12 protein-coding genes are annotated in these 11,813 nt (G+C 59.1%); 7 read left to right on the top strand and 5 right to left on the bottom strand.

The annotated features are described in order from the left end of the window. Nucleotides 1–323: 323 nt before the first annotated feature. Both JQ558_RS25145 and JQ558_RS25140 read left to right on the top strand, forming a co-directional pair. The gene (locus tag JQ558_RS25145; RefSeq protein WP_212208362.1) at nucleotides 324–530 is read left to right on the top strand and encodes a hypothetical protein; all 207 of its coding nucleotides are present in this window, start codon (nucleotides 324–326) and stop codon (nucleotides 528–530) included. Between the two features lie 353 nt (nucleotides 531–883). Further along, on the top strand, nucleotides 884–1,303 hold the full coding sequence (locus tag JQ558_RS25140) for a DUF6647 family protein (protein ID WP_212208363.1): 420 nt from the start codon (nucleotides 884–886) through the stop codon (nucleotides 1,301–1,303). 48 nt (nucleotides 1,304–1,351) lie between these two features. On the opposite strand, the gene JQ558_RS25135 is transcribed toward JQ558_RS25140, so the two are convergent. Together JQ558_RS25135 and JQ558_RS25130 are read right to left on the bottom strand one after the other, a co-directional pair. Continuing rightward, nucleotides 1,352–2,065, bottom strand: coding sequence for an MOSC domain-containing protein (locus JQ558_RS25135; protein WP_283814190.1), 714 nt, complete (start codon nucleotides 2,063–2,065; stop codon nucleotides 1,352–1,354). Between the two features lie 54 nt (nucleotides 2,066–2,119). Next, complete coding sequence (locus JQ558_RS25130) at nucleotides 2,120–2,998, bottom strand: GNAT family N-acetyltransferase (RefSeq protein ID WP_212208365.1); 879 nt, start codon at nucleotides 2,996–2,998, stop codon at nucleotides 2,120–2,122. A 239-nt stretch (nucleotides 2,999–3,237) separates the two neighbouring features. Between JQ558_RS25130 and JQ558_RS25125 the strand changes: the two genes are divergently transcribed. From JQ558_RS25125 to JQ558_RS25110, 4 genes are all read left to right on the top strand, one after another. Further along, complete coding sequence (locus tag JQ558_RS25125; RefSeq protein WP_409363391.1) at nucleotides 3,238–3,417, top strand: hypothetical protein; 180 nt, start codon at nucleotides 3,238–3,240, stop codon at nucleotides 3,415–3,417. A 48-nt stretch (nucleotides 3,418–3,465) separates the two neighbouring features. Then, nucleotides 3,466–4,386, top strand: coding sequence for a glyoxylate/hydroxypyruvate reductase A (locus JQ558_RS25120; protein WP_212208366.1), 921 nt, complete (start codon nucleotides 3,466–3,468; stop codon nucleotides 4,384–4,386). Between the two features lie 15 nt (nucleotides 4,387–4,401). Further along, the gene (locus JQ558_RS25115; protein WP_211996564.1) at nucleotides 4,402–4,758 is read left to right on the top strand and encodes a cupin domain-containing protein; all 357 of its coding nucleotides are present in this window, start codon (nucleotides 4,402–4,404) and stop codon (nucleotides 4,756–4,758) included. Between the two features lie 273 nt (nucleotides 4,759–5,031). After that, nucleotides 5,032–6,489, top strand: coding sequence for an NAD-dependent succinate-semialdehyde dehydrogenase (locus JQ558_RS25110; protein WP_212208367.1), 1,458 nt, complete (start codon nucleotides 5,032–5,034; stop codon nucleotides 6,487–6,489). 241 nt (nucleotides 6,490–6,730) lie between these two features. Here JQ558_RS25110 and JQ558_RS25105 read toward each other — a convergent pair whose 3' ends face one another. Then, the gene (locus tag JQ558_RS25105) at nucleotides 6,731–7,420 is read right to left on the bottom strand and encodes a haloacid dehalogenase type II (RefSeq protein WP_212208368.1); all 690 of its coding nucleotides are present in this window, start codon (nucleotides 7,418–7,420) and stop codon (nucleotides 6,731–6,733) included. 313 nt (nucleotides 7,421–7,733) lie between these two features. On the opposite strand from JQ558_RS25105, the gene JQ558_RS25100 reads away from it, so the two are divergent. Next, nucleotides 7,734–9,110, top strand: coding sequence for an aspartate aminotransferase family protein (locus JQ558_RS25100; RefSeq protein WP_212208369.1), 1,377 nt, complete (start codon nucleotides 7,734–7,736; stop codon nucleotides 9,108–9,110). 191 nt (nucleotides 9,111–9,301) lie between these two features. Here the strand turns inward: JQ558_RS25100 and JQ558_RS25095 are convergent, their stop codons facing one another. Both JQ558_RS25095 and JQ558_RS25090 read right to left on the bottom strand, forming a co-directional pair. Beyond that, a complete protein-coding gene (locus JQ558_RS25095) occupies nucleotides 9,302–9,778 on the bottom strand; it encodes an Lrp/AsnC family transcriptional regulator (RefSeq protein WP_212208370.1) in 477 nt (158 codons plus the stop codon). 302 nt (nucleotides 9,779–10,080) lie between these two features. Beyond that, on the bottom strand, nucleotides 10,081–11,406 hold the full coding sequence (locus JQ558_RS25090; RefSeq protein WP_212295485.1) for an FAD-binding oxidoreductase: 1,326 nt from the start codon (nucleotides 11,404–11,406) through the stop codon (nucleotides 10,081–10,083). Nucleotides 11,407–11,813 lie beyond the last annotated feature (407 nt).

Genomic DNA, 11,813 nt, shown 5'->3' with positions numbered 1-11,813 from the left:
ACAATGCCAGGAGCAAGCGATGCCACTTCAACGGCGCAATTTCATTGGAGCCGCCGACAATCCGACGGAATTTCCTTTCGCTACCAATTGCGGTCTCGCAGCCAGGTTCAGATCGATTTTTGCGGCCTTCCTGAACGCTCTTCATTATTCGAGGCGCCTTAGGGCGGCGCACGTCATCCATCGACACCGGCACCTGATCGCGACCGTCGAGCAAGCAACGCCTGCGTGACGCCTGGCTAGCGCCGGCCACGACGGCGACAGACCTCAATTGGTTTCACGTGACGTCGTGCCGGGACATTCCGGTCGCACAAATCGGAGAACTTATGCGCAATTCCGCTATCCCTATCGTGACGGGCATCGTGGTTGGATTCGGCTTGAAGCTGGTTTTCTTCTCCACTCCAACTGTTGCGGCGGACATCGACTCCACCAAACGCGTGAGCATCGACGTCTCTGAGATGCACCGTCAGATCAAAAATCTTCCGGTGGAGAATTTCCACGACATGACATTCGGCTTTTCCAATGGTGGTTGATCGGACGATCTCACCTCCGGAGATGTCAACTCCCTGTCCGCCACCCTCGGCGGATGCATCGGAACGCGTTGATCCAGGCGATCAGTGCCGGAGGAGCTCGAACGATGGGAGGACGCTGGCTGATAGCCTTGATCCTGATCGGATTTGGTATTGCTCATGTCATCGGCGCCACCGTCCTCGACGCGTCGCGACCCTCTGCGACAGACACGCAAGGACACCAGGAGTGAAGCATGCAAGGCGAGCCGAACAGTCGTGCTCGGTCGAGATTTGGCGAGACGCTCAACGCCGCCGCCGCAACGAGGATCTTCGTACGTGGCTCCACCGAAATGCAGTTTCCAAAATGAGGACGCGCTTTGAATAGTCTGATCGCCACCTACATTGCATGGATTATTGCCCAGACTGGTTTGTCGGCTCCCGATCATCCGCCGATCCATCTCGTAACCCCAACGGAAATGGCGATGCGATATGGCGCGCCGGATAATAGCGGGCTGGAGTTGCAGGCGCTCTATAATCGCACCGAAGGTGTAATTTACCTGCCGCAGGCATGGCGCCCTGATGATCTACGGCAGAAGAGCGCCCTGCTGCACGAACTGGTGCATCACGTGCAGAGGTCCAACAACATGGACCTGCCTTGTATTGCCGCTTACGAACGCCAGGCCTATGACCTGCAAATCAAATGGCTGCGCGAACAAGGAGTGGAAGATCCCTACGCCCTGATCGGGATAAACGGGCTTGGCATCTACATGCTAAGTGTCTGTCGTGATGGATCATAAGGGTGGATATCGGAGAACGCATTGCGCTACTACTAGCTAGACTGGAGTTTACGCAACGGTGACCACCGCGCCGGCTGTCACGTGACCGGGAAACACGACGTCGCAATAAATCCCGAAATCACGACCGTGATGCTTGACCACTCTGCGCAGGATTTCGACGTCCAGCGGCAAGCGATCCTGCTCGATCGTGATGAAGCCGCAGCGTCCGTAGGGCTTCTTGCCCCGCAACACGACCTCTCCGATTCTGATCTCCCGGCCGATCCAGTCTTTTTCAGGCATCGCCTCGTCCTCATCTTGCCAGTCGACAAGAATGTTCGGACGGAAGCGGCGCGTGTCGATGACGCTGTCGGGCAATTCTCGGCCAAGGCTGCGCAGTGCAGCCGTGGTCAAGAGATGGATCGGCGCGTGCTCGTAGCGAGGACGGAAACCGCCCGATCCGATGGGGTCGAACGGCTTCAGCATCGGCTTGAAGCCGAAGGTCGTCGACAAGGCGTCCCGCATCGAGGCGTCTTCTGGGTCAGCCCAACTCCTGCCATCGACCGAAACGGCGACGCCACCATCAGCGATCTTGGCATGCGCGCGCGGCACGCTGATGAAGTGCTTTTCCCGTCCAGGGGAGGCGATGCGGCCGGTTGCTGCATCGAGCACTCCCCAGATCCGGTCGCCGGCAATCCCGCCTGCCTCGACGCTCGCAACGGCGAGCTGTTCGCCTGCCATGGAGCTCACCGGATAGCGCCAGAGTTCCGCGACTTTACCCTTCATGGGAGCTTGAGCCTCACACCTGGTAGACGACCTGGGCCTGGGCAGACGTCAGCTTCAGCTCAACGCGTGACCGGCCAATCCGTAAACCCACGGCTCGTTTTCCTTTCGGTTCAGGAATCGCCGTCCCTTGGACATAGTTATGACCGTCTCGCTTATCCCGAGGCGGCTCTGCTGAAGATAGTCAGCAAATAGACCCGTCTGCTCGCGCGTATCGACGCGGGCGAACCGTCCCGTGAGTTCCTTGAGATGCACGGCCGTGAGATGGATCGCGTCACAGTCATTGCTGGCGACGATGGGGCCGATCACGTGACCGCGCCCGAACTCGCGCTTCATGGAGTAGCCGACGATCTCGTCGCCGCGGCTCAGAACGCAGATTGACGCACCTTCCGAAAGCAATGCAAGCAGCTTCTGGCGGTTTGTTCCGAACGCACGCTCATCGAGCGCTGCGATCTCCTGAAGATTTTCGGCTGACAGCGACCTCAGTTCACCGTCCAGAACTGGCACCGCAGGGAGGGATGATACGACCTCTCCTTGCCACTGATACACGACCGCTTCCTTGCTGAAGCCCAGCGAAAGATAAAGATGATAGGCGGCATCGGTCGAGTTCAGGCTCAAATTTCGATCGCCGCACCGTTCGAACACCTGTTCCATGAGCCATCGGCCACTACCTTGTGCTTGGGTGCGCGGCGATGTGATTACCAGGCCGATGGTGGCGAATTCGGGTCCGTGCGGGAACCACATCGCGCTTCCGAAAACGCGCCCGATGCCGTCAACAGCGACGATGCCCTGACCGGCGCGGCGCAGGAAATTCCAGTCCTTGGGCCGATGCGGCCAGCCAACCGCAATCGAGAGAGCGTGGAGCAGCTTCACATCAACTTCGCGAATGTCCCGCGCGACTAGTTCGAAGGACTTCAGGCGTACCGATCGTCCCATTCATCCGTCCCTTCGCGGAATGCCAAAGTCTATGGCTTGTCGGGCCTTCTAATCCTGCTGCCGGATTATGGCAGCAGACGTGTTTGCCGCAGCATTGCACGGAAAGGCAGCAGGTTTCACCTGTTTTGGGCAAGTCTTCGAAATCTTCGGCCTATAGCGCAACGCAATTCGGCAGGGAAAGCTCCTGCTTGCGGTTACGCTGTCGATATCCAGCGAACTGCGTTGGCAGAGTGGGGCCCATGAACGTTGAAGAAATCCGCGCGAGGCTCGCCGCGTTCCCTGTTTTGGGGCTCAATGCCGCGGCTGGACTTCATCAGCAGGCCGGCACCGACACCATCATTTGCGATCCCGGCGATGTCATGTCCATCGCTTCTGTGAGTACATCGAGACCGGCGAACTCGCTGCGTGCCAACAAATGATCGAGCATCTCGGCGCGCGCCTCGCCGTGTGACACGAAGGGTTCGTCGATGGGGTTTCTTTTCAATTCGGATGCCGCAAGAGGGGCAGTTTTCCGCCAGATCTTTGCGCGCGAGCTCCCCGATCTGGAATTCTACCACTGTAGTGAAAATATCGACCCCGACAAGGTGAGATACCTCCTGACCTGGAACGTGCCGGGCGATGTCTCGCGCTATCGCAGTCTGGAGGTGCTCTTTTCCATCGGTGCAGGGGTTGATCAGTTCAAGCCGGAGATCATACCCGACCATGTGAAAGTGGTTCGCATGGTCGAGGATGGCATCATACGCATGATGCAAGAATACGTCGTCCTTGGCGTGCTGGCGCTCCATCGCGAGATGCTCGCATATCGGGAGCAGCAGAGCAGGGGCGTATGGCAAGCCCTTACCAGTTCGCAGGCGACCGAACGTCGTGTGGGTTTCCTGGGCCTCGGGATGCTGGCGCAAGCAGCAATCCATCGTCTCAAACCCTTTGGATTTCCTCTTGCCGCATGGAGCCGCAGAAAGGTGGTCGAGGGGGTCACCTGCTTTCACGGCGAAGATCAGCTTGCCGGCTTTCTGATGGAGACGGATATTCTGGTCTGTCTCCTGCCGCTGACGGAGCAAACCCGTGGCATTCTGAACGCAAGGCTCTTCTCGTTCTTGCCGATGGGAGCGCGACTGCTGCATGTTGGCCGCGGCCCGCAGCTTGACCAGACCGCACTCATTGAGGCGCTCGACGGCGGCCGCCTTGCAGGAGCCATGCTCGATGTCACCGACCCCGAGCCGCTGCCGGAAGGCCATGCGCTCTGGTCACACCCGAAGGTGATGATAACGCCGCATATCGCCTCCGTTACGCAGCCGCATACGGCCGCACTATCCGTCATAGAAAACATCCGGCGCCACCGCGCGGGGAAGAATCCGATCGGCCTTGTCGATCGAACGCGCGGCTACTAACCAGGAAACAATGTCATGTCACTTCTGATTACAATCGACACCAATCCGGACTTCGCACCAAAGAACGCCTTGCCTGATCCGGAGCGACTCATTTCGGGCAATCCATCCTTCAAGACCTGGGCGCAGGACGCTTCGAAAGGCGAGAAGGTGCTAACCGGGGTCTGGGAAGCAACGCCCGGCGAGACCCATTCCATCAAGGGCACAACCTACGAGTTTTGCCACATCATCTCGGGTCTCATCGAGATTGAGGAAAAGGATGGTGAGACGAAGACTTACCGCGCCGGCGACAGCTTTGTGATGAAACCGGGGTTTGTCGGTGTCTGGCGCACGATCGAGACCGTGCGAAAGATCTACGTCTGCGCTTATGACTGAGCACAATGCCCAGAGCGGTCCAAATAAATGGCCCGCCAGAACAATCGACTTTCCAAGCAGAGCCTGACCCGATCCACCGCCGTCAGGCAGTTCATTCTCGATGGAAAATGCGGCGGTCGATCCTGTGCTGCTCGGACAAGACGATTCTATTTCACTAATCGCAAATCCAACAGTGCTCGTCGAACTCACGTCGAGCAGACTCGCTCGTGGGCAAGGACAAGAAGCGACTACGCATCGCAGTAACGGCGGGATTGGCCCCGAAGGGAAAAGAAGATGATCGCATTGAAGGACAAGGATCTGTTTCGCCAGCAGGCGTTGATCGGCGGCAACTGGCGGGATGCGAACGCGAAATCGACCGTCGATGTCATCGATCCTGCCAGGCAGCAGGTTCTCGGCACCATTCCCGATATGGGCCGCGACGAGACCTGGGCTGCAATTGACGCTGCGGCCGATGCTTTCAAGCACTGGAAGAAAAAGCCTCATGCTGAGCGTGCAGCGCTCTTGGAGCGATGGCATGAGCTCATGCGGCAACATGAGCAAGATCTGGCGCTTTTGCTGACGCTGGAACAGGGCAAGCCGCTCGCCGAATCGCTCGGAGAGATCCGCTATGGGGCATCCTTCGTAAAATGGTTTGCGGAAGAGGCACGCAGGATCAATGGATCGACTATCCCTTCACCCACTGCCGACCGCCGCATTCTGGTGCTGAAAGAGGCGGTAGGTGTCTGCGGGATTATCACCCCCTGGAATTTCCCTAACGCCATGATTACGCGCAAGGTGGCCCCAGCGCTGGCTGCGGGCTGCACCGTGGTCATCAAGCCATCTGAACTCACGCCTTTTTCGGCGCTCGCGATCGGCGTTCTGGCGGAGCGGGCAGGGATTCCGGCGGGCGTCATCAATATCGTGACGGGCATGCCCGCGGAAATCGGCAATGAGCTGATGGCCAACGAAGCCGTGCGCAAGATCTCGTTTACCGGATCGACTCGCGTAGGCGCGTTGCTGATGAAAGGCGCCGCCGACAACATCAAGAAGCTCAGTCTTGAACTCGGCGGTAATGCGCCCTTCATCGTCTTTGACGACGCCGACGTCGACCTGGCGGTGGAGGGCGCGATTGCGTCGAAGTTCCGCAATGGTGGACAGACTTGCGTCTGCTGCAATCGCATCCTCGTACAATCAGGTGTTTACGACGCTTTTGCAGAAAAACTCGCCAGCCGGGTAGCGAATATGAAGGTCGGCGCCGGCACGGAAGAAGGGGTCGCAATCGGGCCGATGATCAATGGCGCGGCGATAGAGAAGATCAAGCGACACGTCTCAGACGCCTTGGATAAAGGCGCGAGGATCATCTCGCAGAGTGAAGGTATGCCGGAAGGTCGGCAATATGCCCGTCCCGTCGTGCTCGGTGACGCAACGACCGAGATGCTCTTGGCTTCAGAAGAGACCTTCGGACCGGTCGCTCCGCTTTTCCGCTTCAAGACCGAGGACGAAGCGATTGCGATCGCAAACGGCACGCCATTCGGCCTTGCTGCCTATTTCTACACGGAGAACCTCAAGCGCTCATGGCGTGTTGCCGACGCGCTGGAGTTCGGAATGGTGGGCTTGAACACCGGCCTGATCTCAACCGAGGTTGCGCCTTTCGGCGGCGTAAAGCAGTCGGGACTAGGTCGCGAGGGATCCCAACTCGGGATAGAAGAATATATCGAGATCAAAACACTTCATGTCGGCGGGTTGGAATGAGGGGCCGCTTCCCAGTTCCGGGAAAGGAATCGAAGGGGTTTTCGATTTCGAGGCGGGGCGGGTCCGCGCGATAAATAGGATGATGCCTCAACCGCGAAGTAACGCAATGTCGATCGGATGACTAACCGAAACACGGAGAAGGGGGCGGCTGGAACCGCCCCCTTTATTCATCACGCATCGGTCTCTATTGAAGTTTTCGAAGGTCTGAAGTGCCGCGAAAGGGCCCGAGAAGGATACGCGTTCACGCGCTCTTTCGAAGCGGCTCCAAACCGACTGCCGCGGCGAGCCCGCCGATGTCATCGACCTCGGTGTACTGATAGAAGGGGTTCGCGGGTTCATGACCGCGGTTCACCCATACCTTGCTCTTTATGCCCATGTCATAGGCCGTCATCAGGTCGTAGCGGAAGGAGGATGAGACGTGAGTTATGTCTTCCGGACCGCAGCCCAGCTTGTCCAGCATGTACTCAAAGCCCTTCATGTGCGGTTTGTAGGCGCCAGTCTCCTCGGCCGTGATCACCATGTGGAAGGGGGCGCCGAGCTTCTCCACGTTCGACATGATGAGGTTCTTCATGGAGTTCGACAGGATGACCAGCGGGATCTCTTTCGCAACCCGGGCGAGGCCTGCCGGAACGTCGGGATGTGGACCCCATGTGGGAACCTCGTCATTGATGCGCTGGGCATGCTCCGGCCGAAATGCCACCCCATTGCGTTTGCAGGCGCGCTCCAGCGAATTGTACACGACCTCGGAGTAGGGCTTCCATGCGCCAAGAACCTCGTCCAGGCGATAGGCTGAGAAATCCTTGATGAAACTTGCCATCGCCGTGGGGGAAAGCTGGGAGCCGTAGACTCTCCTTGCCGCGCCGGCCATGTCGAAATTCGTCAGCGTGCCGTAGCAATCGAAAGTGATGTATTTCGGTCGGAACTTCGTCATGGCGTGGAATCCTCCAATCCTCTCGGCACTGCGCCGGTACGACAGCATCATAACGAGCATCTCGTAAGATAAAGCGCCGCTTTCGCTGGAGCCGGAAGCAGATTGTGTCGTATCGGATCAAAGCTTTGGCAGAGAGTTGCGCCGGGCAACCTTTCGAATTGAGCAGCACCGCGACGCGGCGGACCTGCTCCGGCATAAGATGCGGCATCGATCACCAACGAAAGTGACAACTCCTTTGGTCCGGACGCTGCTTGGGAGCAACTGCCGTCCTCGATATCGTACTTTGCTCTTCGGGTTGATTTGGAGAATGAAAATGTTGAGCAATTCGCTGATCGAGTTGGACCGCGCGCATCTGATTCACCCGGTCTCATCGTATCGCAGCCATGAGGCGTTGGGCGTGCGGGTGATAAAATCAGCGAAGGGCGCGACCCTGACCGATGCCTCGGGACATCAGTTGCTCGACGGGTTTGCTGGCCTGTGGTGTGTCAATGCCGGGTACGGACAAGACAGCATCGTTGAAGCAGCAACGAGGCAACTCCGCGAACTGCCCTATGCGACAGGCTATTTCGGGTTGGGCTCCGAGCCGGCCATTCGTCTCGCCGCCAGACTGGCTGAACTGGCGCCCGGCGATCTGAACCATGTCTATTTCACACTCGGTGGTTCCGATGCGGTCGACAGCACGATCCGCTTCATTCGGTACTACTATCACGCCAAGGGCATCCCGCAGAAGGACCAGTTCATCTCTGTGGAGCAAGGCTATCATGGATCCTCGACGGCGGGGGCCGGTTTGACAGCATTGCCCGCCTTTCATGCGGGCTTTGGGGTGCCTTACAGCTGGCAACACAAAATTCCGTCGCACTATGCCTATCGCAATCCTGTCGGCTCCCATCCCCAGGCGATCATTGATGCGTCGGCCGCGGCCCTGCGAGCGAAGATCGCCGAACTGGGCGCAGGTCGGGTTGCGGCTTTCTATGTCGAGCCAATTCAGGGGTCAGGGGGCGTTCTCGTGCCACCACCGTCCTGGCTGAAAGCCATGCACGCGGTTTGCAAGGAGAACGATATTCTGTTCGTTGCCGATGAGGTCATCACTGGCTTTGGTCGTGTCGGGCCTCTTTTCGCCTGCGAAGAAGACGATGTCGTGCCGGATTTCATGACCACCGCAAAGGGACTGACGTCGGGCTATGTGCCGATGGGAGCCGTGTTCATGTCGGACCGCGTTTACAATACGATCGCGGACGGGGCCGGCAAGGCGGCCGTCGGCCATGGCTACACCTATTCTGCACATCCCGTCAGTGCGGCGGTTGGGCTCGCGTGCCTTGACCTTTACAAAAATGGCTTGCTGGAGAACGGACGCAAGGCCGGGCACCGCCTGATGGAGGGGCTTCGCTCCCTTGGCGATCATCCGCTTGTCGGCGATGTCCGTGGTCGCGGCATGCTGGCCGCCATCGAACTTGTCACGGACAAGGAGCGCAAGACGCCCCTTCCACCGGAGGCCGACGCGGCGCGCCGCATCTTCGACCGCGCATGGGATAACGGCCTCGTCATCCGCGCCTTTGCCCAGGGCGTGCTGGGCTATGCGCCGCCGCTTTGCTGCACGCATGAGGAGATTGACGGCATCATCGAACGAACTCGGATGACGCTTGACCAAACGCTCGAAGACAGGGACGTCCGCGCGGCGATGAAAGGATAATCATCTGCACCCGTCATTGATGCGCCCCTTGGTTCAGAGCAACTTGGCGCAGGTGCAGCGAAATATCGCATCGACCGACCATTCCCGCGACGTGCGACGTCACCCCGATCGGCGGCGAGTAGCAAGTCTTGGGCAGCATCGTCGGTGCGGCAATCTGCTGAAGTCATTGCCACGGGCCGGGGATCTGTTCGTTAGCTGTTGAATATGCTTTCGAGAGGCAGATGGGATTTCACGATAGGCGACTTCAGTACGACAAAACTGAAGTACTTATCGATGCCAATATCCAGTTCGACGAGACGTTCCATAACCGCCTGGTATTCACTTATTCCAGCTGTGATAAACTTCACGAGGTAGTCATATCCGCCCGAAACCAGATGGCATTCGACGACCGAATCCAACTTTTCGATGGTTGTGAGAAAGCGAGCGAAATCGATCTGGCGGTGGTTTTTGAGCGTGATCTCGGCGAAGACGGTCAGAGTTTGTCCAAGCTTTGAAACATCGATCTGAGCGGAGTAACCGGTGATGAAGCCCTCCGTCTGGAGCCTTTTGACGCGCATCAGGCACGGGCTCGGAGAAAGGTGAATCAGCTCCGCGAGTTCGACGTTGGAAATCCGTCCATTTTTCTGCAGTTCGCATAAAATCCGTATGTCGATCTTGTCGAGCTTCATAGGACGGCCCCACCAGCCTTTCGAGCCGCGGCTCGCCGAAGCCCTCTGGCGTCCATGTTGGCGGTCGATCTACCCCCGAGGCTGCCCGCGCCCGCCAGGGCGGACGGTATTCCGGCGGAGTAATTGGGGCGACGATGGCAATCGTTACTCTGAGGCGTCGGCAACATGCGCGCTTTCATAGCATCAACTCCCGTGCCACCTCGGCAGGCCACCGTGTGTTCGCCCATGAAGACACGCCGGGTGGCCTCTAAGGTGATGCCACCCCCGGCGTCCGTCAATCGAATATTCCCGGAGCAGGCTTTTCAGAAATCGGCGACCTTGCCCCAAGCGCCCATTTTCAGACGCTCCGGCCTGTAGGGACGCGGATCGACGATCGGCTCGCTGCCGGTGATGATGTCGGCAATCATATGTCCCGCGCCAGGACCAATCCCGAAACCATGACCGCTGAATCCGGCCGCGAGGATAAAGCCTGGAATCGCCTCCACTTCACCGATTGCGGGAACGCCATCCGGTGTGCTGTCGATATAGCCGGCCCAGACATTGGAGATTGCGACGCGCCGAAGCTCGGGCAGCAATTCGCAAGCTCTTTGATGAGTCGCCCGAATCTGCCGCATGTCGGGGCGGGGGTTGAGTGTCCGGTTCAGCTCCATCGGGGTCACCTCACCGAGCGCCCATTTCGCCAGGGATTCGTGACCATGGCGGATGCCCTCGAATGCGCCAGGGGCGAGACTGCGCCAGCGGCGAGCGAACATCGGTACGAATTCGCGGCCGAACCTGAATTGCTGCGGCGTTGGATCGACTCGCGCGCGCCCGCTAATTGCCAGCGTGTACCCGCCGCTGCTGCGCCGCGTAAGTGACACGAGCGCAGTGTGCAGGGCATCGGGCAGACCGGCTGCGCCTGGAGCCGTCGCGAGAATGGATTGGCGAACGGAAGCCTGCGGGAAGCGAATGCCGAGCTGGTTGCAGAAAGAAGAAGCCCACGCCCCTCCTGCCAGGACCACCGTCTTCGTCCGGATAGTGCCCAGTTCGGTCACCACGCCGCTCACCCGGCCGGCACTGAGTTCTACGCCGCGAGCGGCGCAGTGCTGGTGCACCGTGCCGCCAGCCGTCATGATCGCACGCGCGGCGACGGGCACAGCCTTCGAAGGGTCCGCCGTTCCGTCGGTTGGCGAGAAGACGCCGCCTTTCCATTTACGGCCCGTCGCTTTGCCTCTCTCGCTCGCTTCTTCCGTGCTCAACATGTGCGTCGTAACGCCGACCGTCCTTGCAAAATCGCGCCAGTTCGCCCAGCCGGTCAGCTCTTTCTCGTCGTTCGACAGATAGAGAAGCCCGCAGCGGCGGAAACCGGTGTCTTCCCCGGTCTCCTGTGCTACTCTCTCCCAGAGATCGAGACTCTTGGTGGCGATCGGTAGCTCGCGTGCATCGCGATTCTGTTGACGACACCATCCCCAGTTGCGGCTGGACTGCTCGGCGGCGACACGCCCCTTTTCGAGCAAGGCGACCTTAACGCCGCGGCGGGCAAGATAGTAGGCCGTGAACACGCCCACCACGCCGCCGCCAATGACGACGACGTCAGCCTCTCGAGGCAGAGACTGACTGGATTCGATATGCATCAGTGGCGCGCTCATCGAGCGAGGACTCCGGCGTTTGAGGTATCGTACCGAGCTTCCGCGGATGCGCCTTGCCGAGTTTTCTGGCCAGACGGAATATCCTGCGGTTTGCTACCTTCATTACAAGCTTTTGTTGCGAGAACAGATCGCTCGCACCGTAACTCAGAGGCAGAGACCAGGCATATGCTCTCCGCAATCAGATCGGCGTCAGTCGAGAATGAGGGCGTGCAGCGATGAACGAGCATGCAGGCTGTCTTCGAGCCCACCGGGTCCTTGCCGCGGGGGCGGAAAGTGCCAAGCTGACGAACTTTACGGACAAGCGTGCGGGGGGTTCTCGTCAGCCGCGGACGTATCGGGCGCGCGTCCCCTGGTTGATGCTGGAGGCAGCGCAGGGCAGAGCGAAATGCCAAATCGGACTTCCTTTT

This window comes from Bradyrhizobium sp. AUGA SZCCT0160 (genome assembly GCF_018130105.1).
Lineage (GTDB): Bacteria > Pseudomonadota > Alphaproteobacteria > Rhizobiales > Xanthobacteraceae > Bradyrhizobium.
Note: the sequence above shows the minus strand (reverse complement) of the source record. Positions and strands in the feature narration are given on the sequence as shown.